Source organism: uncultured Methanobrevibacter sp., from assembly GCF_900314695.1.
GTDB lineage: Archaea > Methanobacteriota > Methanobacteria > Methanobacteriales > Methanobacteriaceae > Methanocatella.
Genome location: NZ_OMWD01000023.1, coordinates 11,902 through 27,547, shown reverse-complemented (window position 1 = coordinate 27,547; position 15,646 = coordinate 11,902). Strand labels below are relative to the sequence as shown.

Annotated in this window: 9 protein-coding genes; 1 reads left to right on the top strand and 8 read right to left on the bottom strand. The window is 30.8% G+C overall.

Annotation, left to right across the window (positions count from 1 at the left end; translation table 11 throughout):
* Position 1 precedes the first annotated feature (1 nt).
* The 4 genes from QZN45_RS08200 to QZN45_RS08185 all read right to left on the bottom strand — a co-directional run bounded on the left by QZN45_RS08200 (position 2) and on the right by QZN45_RS08185 (position 6,458).
* Positions 2–1,051 carry an FkbM family methyltransferase gene (locus QZN45_RS08200; protein WP_296812409.1) on the bottom strand — a complete coding sequence of 350 codons (1,050 nt, stop codon included), beginning with the start codon at positions 1,049–1,051 and terminating at the stop codon, positions 2–4.
* A gap of 36 nt (positions 1,052–1,087) precedes the next feature.
* Positions 1,088–4,723 carry a glycosyltransferase gene (locus tag QZN45_RS08195; RefSeq protein ID WP_296812407.1) on the bottom strand — a complete coding sequence of 1,212 codons (3,636 nt, stop codon included), beginning with the start codon at positions 4,721–4,723 and terminating at the stop codon, positions 1,088–1,090.
* A gap of 304 nt (positions 4,724–5,027) precedes the next feature.
* On the bottom strand, positions 5,028–5,840 hold the full coding sequence (locus tag QZN45_RS08190) for an acetyltransferase (protein WP_296812406.1): 813 nt from the start codon (positions 5,838–5,840) through the stop codon (positions 5,028–5,030).
* 9 nt (positions 5,841–5,849) lie between these two features.
* A complete protein-coding gene (locus QZN45_RS08185) occupies positions 5,850–6,458 on the bottom strand; it encodes a class I SAM-dependent methyltransferase (RefSeq protein ID WP_296812405.1) in 609 nt (202 codons plus the stop codon).
* Between the two features lie 299 nt (positions 6,459–6,757).
* Here QZN45_RS08185 and QZN45_RS08180 point away from each other — a divergent pair, with 299 nt between their 5' ends.
* A complete protein-coding gene (locus tag QZN45_RS08180; protein WP_296812403.1) occupies positions 6,758–8,005 on the top strand; it encodes a glycosyltransferase in 1,248 nt (415 codons plus the stop codon).
* A gap of 46 nt (positions 8,006–8,051) precedes the next feature.
* Here the strand turns inward: QZN45_RS08180 and glf are convergent, their stop codons facing one another.
* Genes glf through QZN45_RS08160 form a run of 4 tightly spaced genes read right to left on the bottom strand, consistent with a single transcriptional unit; the run spans position 8,052 to position 15,526 of the window.
* Complete coding sequence (gene glf / locus QZN45_RS08175; protein WP_296812401.1) at positions 8,052–9,155, bottom strand: UDP-galactopyranose mutase; 1,104 nt, start codon at positions 9,153–9,155, stop codon at positions 8,052–8,054.
* Positions 9,156–9,187: 32 nt separating this feature from the next.
* Positions 9,188–10,735: a hypothetical protein gene (locus QZN45_RS08170; RefSeq protein WP_296812399.1), complete on the bottom strand. Its 1,548-nt coding sequence runs from the start codon at positions 10,733–10,735 to the stop codon at positions 9,188–9,190.
* Positions 10,717–14,268, bottom strand: coding sequence for a glycosyltransferase (locus QZN45_RS08165; protein ID WP_296812397.1), 3,552 nt, complete (start codon positions 14,266–14,268; stop codon positions 10,717–10,719). Before QZN45_RS08165 ends, QZN45_RS08170 begins: the two co-directional genes overlap by 19 nt.
* Positions 14,258–15,526, bottom strand: a complete 1,269-nt coding sequence (locus QZN45_RS08160; protein WP_296812395.1) for a glycosyltransferase — start codon at positions 15,524–15,526, stop codon at positions 14,258–14,260. The genes QZN45_RS08165 and QZN45_RS08160 overlap by 11 nt, the downstream gene beginning before the upstream one ends.
* Positions 15,527–15,646: the final 120 nt, after the last annotated feature.

Genomic DNA, 15,646 nt, shown 5'->3' with positions numbered 1-15,646 from the left:
TTTATTTAACTCTGCACTGTACTACAGTATCTGCCAAAAACGGCCATGGCTGTTCTTTAACGATTTTGAATTCATAATCCAATTCCAGATTTGCTATCCATGGGATAATTTCAAAGAAATCGGAAGCCTTATGGTAAATGCTTATGTGTAATATTGGCTTTTGGTTTTTGATGGTATTTAATGCCCCATTTAAAAGATCCATTTCCGCCCCTTCAACATCAATTGTTATCAGCCCAACATTTAAATTGTTATCCTCGACAAACTTGTCTAATGTAGTTTCCTGAACCTTGAGTTCATTGTCATAATTTCTCATATTTGCATCGCTTGTAATTCCCTGCACATTTTCTCCGGATAAATATAGTGTACGTTCACCGTTCAAGTTTCCCAGAGATTGGTTCACTGGTTGGATGTTTTTGATTTGGTTGTCGTTAATGTTTCTCTTCAGCAGTTCAAATGACTCCTCAAATGGTTCAAATGCATAAACGTTTCTGTTTGTAATTTTTGAAAGGGGAAGTGAGGTATCTCCTGTAAATGCTCCGGCATCAATGATGTCTTTATTTTCAAGGAATTTAATATCGTCATCGCTTAAGCCCAAGTCTATGAATGCATGAAGGTTGTAGTCTCCACTGAATTTGTATCCTGCAATTTCACCTGGATGTGAATTATTTATTTTAAACTCGGTGAATTTCTTTTGATTTTCCAGTTCGTGGTCTAGATATACTGTGTTTTTAGTGACAAGATTTACGAAGAGTGTTCTTAAATAAATCCATTTGAACAGTCTTTTAGATTCGCTGTCAAGATGGCCTGTAATCTCTTTGAGATTGTCCTCAAAATCATCATTTAAATAAAAATCTACATAATCCCAATTTGAAAAGGCACCGGATAATCCGTATTTTCTAAAATATTCATCTCTTAAGGATATTCTTCTTTCATTTTTGATGGATTCAAGTTCTCTTTTAAGGGAATTGTTTTCCTTTTGCAGGTGGTTACTTTTATTTTTATAATAAGCATAGGAATTACTTTTCAGCAGCATCTTTTCTTTAAAACTCATTTAATTTCCCCTTATGTTTTCAGATTGATGGAAACATCATTTCATATTTAAAATATAATCATAAATTCTTCTACAATTATTTTTGTCATTATATTTATAAAAAGTATCTACTCTGTTTTTATAGATTTCTTTCATTTCACAGTTATTTTCAAGATATTTATCTATTGTTTTAATTAATATGTCTTCTGTTTTTATGACTTCTCCAAATCCACAACTTTCATATTTGAAATAACCTTCCTCAAAGTTGTAGTCGTCGTCATGCTGATAGTAGATGACTGGCTTTTTCATGTAGGAAAAATCGAAAGCTATTGATGAGTAATCGGTTATCAGCAAGCTGGAATCCCTGAAGAGGCTTTGATATGTGCTTTCATTGTCTATTTGGATGTAGTCATGGGTGTCAAAAAGATCAATGTATTCGTAAACCATCGGATGTGGCTTGAATACTATTTCATAATCGTATTTTTTGGCTATTTCGATTAGTTTTTCGCTGTTTATCAGTGAGTTTATGGTATTGAAGTATTTTGATGAGGTAATGTATTTTTCAGTCATGTTCTGAAGTTCACTTCTCCAGGAAGGTGCAATCAGGATTTGCCTTTTTCCTTCATTGCTTTTCAGATTGTCGAATCTGGCAAAGCCCAAAGTCCGGATTACCTTTTCATCATAGTTGTAACCTGGATCCATGAAGGATTTCTTTTCCGCATCGGAAACTGTAGTGATTAATTTAACATTCTTGTCAAACTTGTGAAGCCATGATGAAACGTTGTCCTTTGTAACTCCGTGCTGCAGAAAAATCTTATCTGAATTGATTAGGCCAGCGTAGGAAGTTTCGTTTTTGTCAAAAAAAGGATTCAGAATGTTTTCATCAGGATGTGAAGAGATGACTTTTTCTGAAAAAAGATAGATTAATCTTTGTTTGATTGTGTAAAACTCCAAAACGTTTGAAAGATTTGATAAACGTGTGAAATCTCCGAATTTATCTGAAACGGTGAAATACTTTTTGACATTGTCATTTTGGCCAATGGCATATCTGTAGAGATGCTCTGCATTGTCATCGGCGTTTTCCCTCCTGTCCATGAAAAGCCAAATTCTTCTCTTTCTGTAAAATGGGTATAATAGTAAGTATATAAGTCTGAAAAGCAGAATTGAAGTGTAGTATGATTCCTTTCTTTTGAATACTTTAAGTAAAATTGGAAGCTCTGATTTAATCATTTTAAGATAATTGTAGTTTGAAATGTAAAACTTGTTGTCTTTGAATTTCATGAAATGATTCTTTTCTATGCTGTAGTTGCTGAGCTTTGACATTCGAGCATGGTTTGCAAAATCAACATTCAATGCCCATCTTGTGTTTTCATTTGAGTTTTCGCCGGTAAATCTTGCAAAGATTTCAACAATGCAGTTTTCCTTGTCTTTTAGCGGAATTTCAGCATCAAAATTGAACTGTGATTCAAGTGAGCAGTTGAGGAATTTCTTTGCATTGTTTGCATAGTAAACCTTTTTGGCTTTGTAAATTTGATTGTTTTTGCTAATCTCAATTTCAATTTCGTCATCTTCAAAAAATGACATTAAAAATCCTGAGATGAATAATGTGTTGCCTTTTATTTCGATTATGTCAAGCCAGAGTTTGTGGTTGTCAAGCCTGTCGACCAATGTGTCCTCGACATATACTCCGGCATATTGGCCATTGAAATTTGAATGGATATTTTCATAGGTTACAACCTTGTCTAAACTGACATTAACGACTGCATATTTTGTAGCTAACATGTGGTGAGCAATGTTTAAACGGTCGTCCCGTAAAGATAATATGATATCATCTTCGATGTAAGATAAAATTTCCTTTATGTATAGATATACTTCTTTGATTTCATCACTTTCCAGTATTTCTGATATGTCTTCTACCCAAAACATCCACTGGATATCATAAACAATCAGATATTGGATGAATTTTGCCACATGCCCGTATTCTTCAATGGACAGGTTTATAAGTTCCTTAAAATAGTTGTTTAAACGGTTGATGTAGAATTCCTTTTGCATAGATGTTGAATCGATTGTGGATGACTCGTCGCTGCGCTTTCTATACCAGTATATGGCCTCTGTCACGGCACCATATTTTGGGTTTTTCAAAAGCATCCTGTTGAGCATCAATGTGTCTTCGGAGTTTACAAGGCTTTCCTCGAATTTGTAATTGTCAAAGAGTTCCCTTTTGAAAAATGCTGATGAAGCCGAAAGCTGCGGACAGTCCCAGTTTTCATTTAAATCTATGGCTCTGTCTTCCTCAAACTTGTAGTTTAGTGGGTGATGGCCTTCGTATTTGTCAAAGAAAAGCATTCTGGTTGCTACAAAATCAATTTCTTCGTAATGCTTTTCAAAAAACTCATAAACTTTATAGAACGTGTTCCCGCTGAACTTGTCATCTGCATCCAGGAAGTTTATGTATTTTCCGTTGGCATATTTCAGGCCTAAGTTTCTTGCAACGCCCTGACCTTGATTTTCCTGATAGAGATAAATTATATTGTCCGGATATTGGCTTTGGTATTTAAGACAGATTTCTTTTGTATTGTCTGTTGACCCGTCATCAACAATGATCAGTTGGATATTGCTTCCAAATGAAAAGCTCTGACCAATCAATGAGTTTATGGTTTCATCCAAATATTGGCCACAGTTGTATGATGCCATAACCACTGAAAAAATCTTGTTTTCATCAAGTCTTTTGAACTCTTCGTAATCTTTTGATTTAAGAATTTTATCGACTCTGATTTTGACGTCTGATTCAAGGTTGTCTTTGATGTCTGGATCTTTTAAAACTTCCTGCAAGTCTTCTTTTATTAGGTTGAAGAATTTTTCCCTGTATTTCGGTGAAGTTTCAGTAAATCTTGCCAGCTGCAGATGGATTAGGCGATTGTTGAGCAGGTATTTATAGTCTTCATAGTTGTTTGTTTCTTTAAATGTTTGTCTGATCTGCTTTGAAATTTCAATGATGTCGGTGTAGTCGTTTTCCTTTTCAATATCAACTGTGGAACCTTTTCTGTTGACTCTGTAGTAGTATAAAAATTCTGGAATGATTGATACTCTTTTTGCTCTTAGGTATGTGTCATAAAAGAACTTTTCATCCTCAAAAATCAATCCTTCGGGGAATAAAATGCCGTTGTCCTTGATTAGGGAAGTTTTATAGATTTTATTATACGGTGTAACTGCAATGTTGCATGTGAATTCTTTGGTATCCTTGTGGTTGAAGATGTCCTTTTCAAAGTCTCTGAATATTCCAAGCATGTAATACCAGACATTGTCCTTGATTTCTTTTGTTTGGTTGTTATAGGTTGCAATCTTGCACATTGCAATGTCAAGGTTGTCATCCTTTGCTTTTGTGTAGAGCTTTTCAAGCATTTCAGCTTCAATGAAATCATCTGAGTCGATAAATGCAATGTATTCTCCTTGGGCTTCCTTGATTCCAAGGTTTCTTGCACTTGCCTGGCCGCCATTTTCTTTGGTGATGATTTTGATTCGGGAATCTTTCTTTTGGTATTCCTTTAGGATATCTGGTGAGTTATCGCTTGATCCGTCATCAATGCATATTATTTCAATGTCTTTGACTGTTTGATTGGTGATGCTGTCAAGACACTCTCTTAGATAGTTTTCAACATTGTAAACTGGGATAATAACGGATAATTTATACATTTATTCAACCTATTTGATTTAAAAAATTTTCATGTAATTAATATAAACTTTAATCGATATGGTATAAAAAAATTATTAGTATTAATTGTAGATTAAACAAATTAAAAATAAAGGTCTTTCAAACTAAATGTTTATTTATGTGAAAAAATATAAACTTTAAATAGCAAGTCAAGTTTTGATTTGTGATACAACCTACAATTCATGTCAACTTTGACATGGGTTCTTAAATATTTTATTGGATATAAAATTGCTTTTAAGGATTGCTTAATCAGCAATCCTTTATATCCCCTAAATTTTATCATGTTTAAAAAATTGCGAATCTGTTTTTACGTTTGTTTCTGACAAACAACTTTTGGATAAACTCTAATCTATCATCAACACTTAATTCCTTTAGGATTTTATCGATTTGATTTAAATTTAATGTTTCCTGATTTACAAATTCGTATATGAAAACATCGCTTTTATAATCCTGTGTATTAAGTGAATCTTCAGCTGTATGATAACCTAAAAACTCTTTGGTAAAAAATACGTTATCTCTTTCCACTCTTACGGGATTTCCAACAACTAACGAATTTGAATGGATTCTGGCATTGTGCGGAACAAATGAATAATTGTCAACGATTGCTCCTGAACCAATTTTAACTCCTCTTGAAATGTAAGCCAAGTGACCTATCCATACATGATCTCCAATAAATACGCTTTGAGCAGGGTTGACTCTTTGCATTGTTTTATTGTCATAAATAGGATGGATATCTGCAGTTCTGATGTTCACACCACTTGAAAGACTGCATTCTGCACCAATAATCACATTTTGGCTTTCCTGAATATTGATGTTTACAGGATTTGCCAAATTACCTTCTTTTCCAATGAAAAATGTGGAATTATTGTATATTATTAATGTAAATGAATATTGTGAGTTCATTGCTGATGAAAGATAAACTATTGAGTTGTTTCCTTCAAACGCAAAGTTTGCATTTGTAATTTTTACATTGCCTTCACAAAATAAAATATTATTGATTCCTTTAAATGAGATTTTGGAGTTGGTGATTTCAGGGTTTCCCTCAACTCTATTTTTCTCTAATTTTTCAATGTCTTCTTTTGAGTTAACTATTTCCATAAAATCAACTTACTTATTAAGCTTTTCTAAAATTAAATCTAGTTTGCTTTCAAGGTTATTTACTCTGCTTTCTAACTCTTGTGTATTTTCACTGGAACTTCCAGCTTTATGAGCAACTAAGCAAGCATCATACCAAGGTTTGGTTTCTTCTCTGTCATCTACAGAAGCGTGAAGAACTTCTAAATCAACATATTTTGCCATAGCTTCCATACCGCCTTCATGGAATCTGTAGCAGTTTGGCATATCTCCTCCATGTTTTGGTCCTGCTGATGGAGCGATAATACAGACATAACCTCCAGGTCTTAACACTCTTTCAATTTGAGACATTGTAAGCCAAAAGAATTCCAAATGTTCAAAAATCTGGCCGGAAATTACAACGTCATAAGTGTTGTCTTCAACTTCAAACCAGTTGTAAATGTCAGTTACAACAATATCTACATTGTTTCCAGCCTGGAAATCAAGTCCTGTATATGTCCAGTTTGTTTCATTGAAAATATCAGAATAATTGTAGTTTCCATTACCGTCCAAAGATCCAACATCAAGGATATCTAATTTTTTTGATGTATTTAAATAATTATTTTTAAACCATTCCATTTTTTCATGTGAATTTTTATGCATAAAAAAGTCTCCTTTATGATATATTGAATTTAGTAATATTTAAACATAAACAATTATGTCTGTTTGGTGATAGTTGGGATTTTGTTTTAATCTTAATCGGTTAGCATTTCGAGTATATGAGCATTATATGACTATTTTCAAGAAGGCCTTTTAATTTTAAAATGGGATTTTCATGATTTTTTAACAAATATTTTTTTAACAGTAAAAATAAATAAATTAAAACTAGATAAATATTAATGTTATTTGACTTACAACTTAAATAAATTAAAAATTACAAAATATACATTAAAAAAATATAAATGGCGAATGAAATGGTTAAGGTTTCTGTTGTTATTCCAGTATACAATGTTGAAGAATTTTTAGAACCCTGCTTGGATAGCATTGTTAATCAAACACTGGAGGATATTGAAATAATTTGTGTTAATGATGGTTCTACAGACAAATCACTGGATATTTTAAATTCTTATGCTAAAAATGACGACCGGTTTACTGTGATTTCCCAAGAAAATGGCGGTCATGCAGTAGCAACAAATAGGGGTATGGAACTTGCCAATGGAAAATATTTATATTTAATGGATTCTGATGATTTATTGGATTTAACTGCTCTTGAAAAGACTTTTAATCATGCGGAAAAGACACAGGCTGATTTTGTCATATTTCAAGCATTGAACTATGGAACCGAGGAAGATAAGTATTTTAAAACTGGAATGTATAGTATGGTGAAAGTAGCAGATTTTATAGGTGAATCAACAGTTCATTATAAAGAATTGGGAGCTTTAATTTTTAAAATTTCTGTTACGCCTTGGAGTAAATTATACAACAACCAGTTTGTAAAAGAATGTGGTGCAAAATTTCCCGAAGGATTAATATTTGATGACAATGTATTTTTTTGGGAGGTTCTTTTCAATTCAAAACGCATTGCATTTTACAGGGAATTCCTCTTTACTAGGAGATGGTATAGTTTTTCATCAACAACCACTGGTGATCAGCGTTTTTTAGATTCAATTGATATTCAAAATTTAATTATTGAAACATTTAAAAAATATGGAATGTTCGAACAACACAAAAGAAAATTATACAATCATAAACTCAAAATGGGATTATATAGATTTGAACATATAAAACCTGAATTCAAGAGAATGTATTTTGATAAATTAAAAAATGAATTGCAAAGAATTGTCTCTGAAGGACTATATGATGATTATATGGAGTATTTGGATGATAAACACAAAAAAGTATTTCATTCTTTTTTATATTGTGAAACTCCTCGTGAAGTGGAACTCGAACTTGATAATTATGAATCGGCTATTGCATTGAATAATTTGAATGAAGAAAAAAATGAGTTATTTAACAAGTTTGTTTCACTAAAAAAGGAAAATTTCCAATTATTGAATTCAGAATCTTATGTTGGACTTAAGGAAAAAAATAGGATATTAACCATCCAAAATAGATGTTTGCAAGATAGTATTTTATCTCTTAAGAAAGAAAAAGATAAACCAAAGAAATCTAAAGGTTTAAATTTGAGAAATATATTAAAAAGATCTTAAGTTAAGATTACTGCATGTTTTAATCAGAATAAAAAATGGAAAGGATTTAATTATCCTTTAATCTGTTTACTAATTTTAAGGCTTCATCAATAACTTGCCACATATCAAAGTATCTGTACATTCCTAAACGTCCACCAAACAATACTTTGTCTTCTTTTTTAGAGAGTTCAACATATTTATTGAATAATTCAGAATTTTTTTCATCGTTCATTGGATAATATGCCTCTTCTCCTTTAATCCAGGATTTAGGGTACTCTTTTGTAATGATAGTTTTTGGTGAATCAGACCCTTCAAAATGCTTATGTTCAATAATACGTGTGTATGGAATTTCAGCTTCTGTGTAGTTGATTACAGCATTTCCCTGATAGTTTTCCATATCCAATGTTTCAAATTCAAATTTAAGTCCCCTGTATTCAAGTTCGCCATAACAGTAATCATAATATTCATCAATCATTCCTGTAAAGATGACTTTATCTGCAATATCTAGCCATTTTTGTTTGTCATCGAAAAAATCAGTATTTAATTTAACTTCAATGCCATCCAACATTTTTTCAACAATTTTGGTATATCCTCCAATTGGAATTCCTTGATATAAATCATTGAAATAGTTATTGTCAAAAGTAAATCTGACTGGTAATCTTTTAATGATGAATGATGGGAGATCTTCACATTTTCTACCCCATTGCTTTTCGGTATATCCTTTAACCAGTTTCTCATAGATGTCTTTTCCAATCAAGGATATTGCCTGTTCTTCAAGGTTTTTAGGGTTTTCAATTTTTGCTTCAGCTTTTTGCTCTTCGATTTTTGCTTTGGCTTCTTGAGGTGTTTTGACACCCCACATCTGATAAAATGTGTTCATGTTGAAAGGTAAGTTATATAATTCTCCTTTGTAGTTAGCTACGGGAGAGTTTGTAAACCTGTTAAAATCAGCAAACTGGTTGATATATTGCCAAACTTCTTTGTTGTTAGTGTGGAAGATATGTGCTCCGTATTTGTGGACATTAATGTTTTCGCTAAGTTCAGTATACGCATTTCCAGCAATATGGTCTCTTTTTTCAATAACTAAACATTTTTTACCTGATTTGGTCATTTCATGTGCAAAAACTGCACCAAAAAGACCTGCACCAACTATTAAATAATCATATTTCATTTAATTTTCTCCGTTGTAATTAATAATTTATTTTATTGTGGATTGTTTTCTTTAATTGATTTATTGATATAATCGATTAGAATATTAAAATTGTATTTTAGATTTTCTTCATTTTCATTTAATGCATCTATCAATGATGCTAGTTCTGGAAAATAATCGTTTATAGTTTTAAATTCAATTTTCAAATCAATTATTTCATTATCTTCGCATTTTTGTGAAAATATGTGTGGTAGGTTATGCCACAATAAAAAGTCTTTAGAAAACTCTAATTTGTTGTTGACTTTGAAATTATTGTAACAAATATGTACAGGATATCGTTTTTCACGGTATCTGTAATCTGGTCCCTTAAAAGCGATTGATAAATTTCCCTTTTGTATGCATCTAATTTTTAAGTGTATAGGGTATTTTGATGAAACGACACAACCTGTTCCTTGTTGATCTTTAAACCAAGGTGGAGATTTAATGTTAATGTTTTCATCCTTTTCGATAATTTCTATGGAATTATTTTCAGTTCCAATGTTTTTCATGTCAAATCTACATGTATTCCAGTTTTCAAAATAAAAATTTATTTCATGGATAAATTGGGAATATGGAATGTTTTTATCCTCATAACTGTAAAATATTTTAGTTATGAGCTCTTTAAATGTAGTTAACATTTCTGATTCTATTGGATTATAATTGAAATTATCGTTGCGTATTTTTATGATGTTGTCTATAAAATTTAGTGTTTCACTTTTAGACAGCATATAATGCTTCAATCCTTTTCCAACAAAATGCAGGTTAATATTGTTATTATGTCTGTTATAATAATAAGGCAGGGAATCAAATCTGTTTAAAAAATTTCTATTTTGGCTGTCCCAATCTCTTTGATCAGTGCAGTCTAAAATGATATATGAATTTGGAATTATTTTTTTGGTATTTATTAAATCCATGATGTCTAAACGATAGGAATATTGCAATATCTCTTCATCAGTCATTCCTTTAAAGCAATATTTTTTCAGTTCATCCCAATACCACCAGGTAAATAAATTTAATTGGGGTGAATCTGCAATGGAGGTTGAATTTTCAATTAGTGTGGATAATACAATTGACATAAATCCTCCCATGGAACTTCCATAGAAAAATAAATTTCCATATTTTGGTATTTTCATTGCATCATAATCAAATATGTTATCTGACAATTTTTTGATTATTTCAGCAATATTCTCTAAATGCCAGTTGTCTGGAGTACCAATACCCCAGCCTCCATTAATTTCTTCATAATCATATATAGTTGGGTCATTATAGTATATTACATTGTGTTTTATATCTTTAAACCATGATTGTCTTTCAAAGTATGGTCTATTTTTAAATTTTTCTTTTTGTTGGGGGCTTAAGAAACTTGAACCCAATATAACTAAGTTTGTATCAAAATCAACCAAATGTATAAGGAATTCATATTTGCAATTTTTATAATCTATAACTAATCCTGTTTTTTCATTAATATTTAATTTTAGATTATTTAACTCATCAAAATTTATAGAAATTAACTTATTTACAATATCTTTCATTTTAACATACCTTAGTCTTTTCTCATCCATCTAGTATATTTCCAACTCTTAGATGCTAAAATATAGTCATATATTTCACGATTTTCCCAGTATTCTTCTCTTAAACGATTATTTTCATCATTTAACCTTTGGTTTTCTGATTCCAATTCTTTTAATTCGTTTTTAAGTTTGTTTTCCAAAGCTGTATTTTCTTCAATTGCTTTTTCAGATTCTTTACTTAATTTTTCTTTTTTGGATTCTGCATCATTGACTCTTCGTTTTATGTCGTTATATCTTGCCCTTAACTCTTCGACTCTTGAAAAGTTGGCAATGTCCATGTATTCTTCATATGAATCTGATTTTAAAACAGCATTGTATTTAATTAAGTTGTCGCTATCTGAAAATCTATTTGCATTCAAATCCAGGAATCTTAAATCTCTATAATCAAGATTATTAAATTCTTCTTTTGTTTTTGTGAAATATTCATTGGCATATGAATAGTCTAGGCCCACATGCTCTGATTTGGATCCGTAATATTGGGAATAATCTAGGGCAATATCGTTATTAGCATACAAATCCCTATTTCTAGGGTCATTATAACTATAACAACCAATATAACGGACAGAATCTAAGGCAGATGAGATTTGGTTAATTTTGTAAATATCAAAATATGTTTTCAAATCATCATAAAGTGACCTTTCTTTTAAAAATTCTTCCACATCATCACAGATATTAAAAATGTTTAATGGATTTGCATTATATTCAGGCATCCTGGATGAATAGAAAATATTATCTTTTGTAAGGTATTTTACAGAAAATTTATCTAGAATTGATATTTTTGATGCACTTAAAATTGCTTTTATCTGTAAAACAGAAATTTCTCCAATAAGGTCATCTTTAGCAAACAAATCATTTAATAATGCTTTTTTATATATTGCACATCCTTTTTCAAATGATGAACTGAATATGTGTGGGATGATTTTTTCCCATCCTGTTGTATAATATAGGTAATTTTGATTGCCTAGGATACTTCTGAAGTTTATTTCACGATTTTTATTAGCTCCACCTTTGGCCACATTACACAAACAGACATCAGAACCTTCAACAAGTGTTCTTTCAAGCATATCTTCAAATAGATTATTTTCAAAAACGTATGTGTCATCACAGAAAAAGATATAATCTCCTTCAGCATCGTCAAATGCCTTTTTTCTTAGGCTTATTATGTCTTCATTATCATTTTCAATGAATTTGACCCAAGGTTCATCTTTAAGCAAATGTTTAACATATTCAAATTTGCCATCGTCAAATCCATCAATTAAAATCAATTCAAAATCATTCATTTTTTGTCCGATTAATGAATTGATGGTTTTTTCAAAGAATTTCTCTGAATTGTGAACATCCATAATTACAGAAATTTCAGGCCAGTCAATCATTTCATTAACTTCAGGAACATGTCTGAATTTCAAGAAAATATAATCTTCCAATCTTCTTAAGAAATCTGGCATGTCTTTGAAGATATCTCTTATGCTTTCTATTGCATCCACAATACTATCGTCATCTATTCTGCTACAGAATAAAATTATTTTTACGAAATATTCAGTTCTGCGTCTGTAGAATTTCGGAATGTCCAAATAATCAATGACTTGTCTGTAGTGGAGTAACTGATCATATAATTTACGGGGATTGCTGGCTTTTGCAGTATCGCTGTTATAAACATATGCATATAAATCTGTAGCGGCAACATAAACTTTATCTACTTTAGTCAATGCTTCTGCTAAAAATACTGGGTCTTGTCCTCTTAATAAATCTGGGAAATAAATGTTGTTTTCAACTAAAAAGTCTCTTTTGAAAATATTTTTGTAAAATGACCATGGAATACCGTATTGTTCTGGTAATATCACATCATTTTGTTGATAATATGGGAAAGGTCCCCATGGCTTGAATTCTCCCTGATTGTCTACATCGTGTTTAATATTGGCAGTAACCATGTCTGCATTATTCAGATTTCCTATATCATACATTTTTTCCAATGCGTCAGCATCTATGAAAAAGTCATCAGCATCCAAAAATGCAATGTATTCTCCTTGAGCTTCATTGATTCCATAATTTCTTGCTTTTCCAGAACCTGAATTTTCCTGTGTTAATACATTAACAAAATCGTATTTCTTTTCATATTCCTTAAGCATCTTTAATGAATTGTCTGTTGAACCGTCATCGATAAATACAATTTCGAAATTTTCTAGTGTTTGTTTTAATAAACTGGCCATTGACCTTTCAAGGAATTCTTCTCCATTAAACACAGGCATTATGACAGAAACTGGATATTTACTTTCACGTTCAGTATATGAAAATGATTTTTCTTTTTTATTTTTTATTTCTTCAATGTTTACTTTTGGTTTTGGAGTAACAGTTTCTATTTTTGGCTTTTTAGCTATTGAAACTTTATTGATGGTTAATAATTCTTCCTCTTCTTTTAATTTTTTCTCAAGTTGTGACTTCTGGTAATTTGTTTCGTTATACTGTGTTCTGAAATAAGCCACATTTGTATGCAGGAATTTATTTTCTTTAAATAAAAGTTCATAATCTTCATCAGTAAGTTTTTTGGGTTTTTCAAACCTTGCCAGGAATAATGGTGAGATGTATTTTAAATAAATCTTTTGGAAATTGAATTTCAATTTTTTCATGACGATGTTTTCATCAACTTTTTGCATAACTTCATGAATTTTAGCGCATGTTTCATAATCCAGATTTTCATCGGAATTGTCATTATTTTCCAAAATGATTTCAACATATCTGAATAATCGATTATAGAATTTTACAAGAACATTTTCATCTTTGAAATTGTACTTGTCAAGGATATCGAACATGTCCAATACTCTTTGCATAGGCATTGAAAAATCACTGAATTGATTTGAAGAAGAATTGGGATTTGACACTCTATAGTAATAAAATGCTTGATGAGTATAGACAATAGATTTAGCTGCAATTGCTGTTTCATAGAAAAATGGATTGTCCACCCAACCGCCAGCAGGTGCTTCCACCATTTTAATCTTATTTTCTTCCAAAAAGTTTCTTTTATATATTCCTGACCATACTGAAGGATGACCATCAACAAAAAGAGGTTCTTCTTTAAGTGTGAATTGTTTATTATTAGGTAAATCTGCTTTGGAATTGTCTATATCTGCTTTAATGTTGTTTTTATCCCAGTCATCATAATGATAAAATGTTGATTTGATGAGATCTACTTTTCCATTATCTGATAAACTGTATAATACTTCAAGCATATTTTCATCAATAAAGTCATCGGTTTCAATAATGCTGATATAATCTCCTTTTGCTCTTTCAATCCCTATGTTTACTTGATGACCATAACTTTTTTCATCAGAGTTTAATATTGTGATTCTGGAGTCTTTTTTAGCATGTTTTTTTAGAATATCTAAGGTGTCATCAGTTGAACCAGCATCAATGCAAATAATTTCGATTTCTTTTAGTGTCTGATTGGTTACACTTGAAATACACTCATCAATATACTCCCCAACATTTAATGAAGGCATTATAACTGAAACTTTTATATTATTCTTCATCATATCCCTCTTTATCTTTAAATACCTTATTAACACTTCTCAGTGGCTTTGTAATTTTCCAGCTTTTTGATTCAAGATGCTTTTTATTAACATTCTTTAGGTTTTCAACAGTTCCGACTAATTCCTCATTTCTTTCAGCTAACTGCCTATTTTCTTCGATAATCTTGTTTTTTTGATTAGTTAATTCTCCTGTGTTGGATGAAATTTTTTTATTTTCAAATGTTTTGATAGTTTTTTCTAATTCCCGGTTTTCCTCTTCCAAATCATAAATTTCAACTAAATAATCCAATTCTTTTGCAGTTTTTGCTTTTAATATGGATTCTAATAGAAATTTATTTCTTGGAAGCATTATTGATTGTAAATATTCGTAAAATTCATTGTCACGAACCCAAAATTTGAAATTTTTCTGCATTTCATCGAAGAATGTTTCTTTAAATTCGGGTTTAATTTGTTGGAAACGTAAAAAAGTTAAAGAAACTTTTCTATTAAAGCTTCTGCTTTCAAATCGTTCGGTCATGTAATCATACTTTTCAAAAACATCAATAATCATAGTATTAATGGCAATAGAATCAGTAAATCTCAAATCACCAGCCATTGTTGAAGATGTTTCATACCAACGTCTGTAAAACAGATGTTCTCTTAAAAAATAAATTCTTTGGGCTTGCAATAGGACTTCCCAAAAAAAGATATTGTCTTCAAAAATTAATCCTTCAGCAAATCTGATGTGTGAATTTTCAATAAATTCTCTGTTGTATAATTTGGTCCAGGGAGTTACGGCAATTTCAAAGGACATTTCTCCAATGTCATCAATTGAAAAAACATTTTCCCCCACAAAATCCGCAAGTTTATTCATGCTGTAATTTTCAGCTTCGTAAAATTCATCTTTTTCATCATCATAATTTATTGCCTGAAATAATACGAAATCCACATTTTTCTCTTCAGCTGCGTTATATGTTAACTCTAAAGCATCTAACTTTAAGCTGTCATCGGAATCCATTAAAAAAAGGTATTTTCCAGTTGCCTGATCCATCCCCACATTGGTAGCAACTGCATGACCTCCGTTTTCTTGGTCAATAACAGTTATTCTATCATCCTTTTTTGCATATTCATTTAGGATTTCTAGTGAATTGTCTTTAGAACCATCATTAACGCAGATTATTTCTAAATCTGTGAATGTTTGGTTGACAATGCTGTCCAAACATTCTTCTAAATAATCTTCAACATTATAAATTGGAATTACTACAGAAATTTCTACCATTTTATCACATTTTTTGAAAAAATTTTTAATTTAAATATTATATGTGTACTTAATTCAATTTCAAAATTAAAGTGTAATCTATAAAATTCTTGAATTATCTTTGTTTATAATATATTTAGT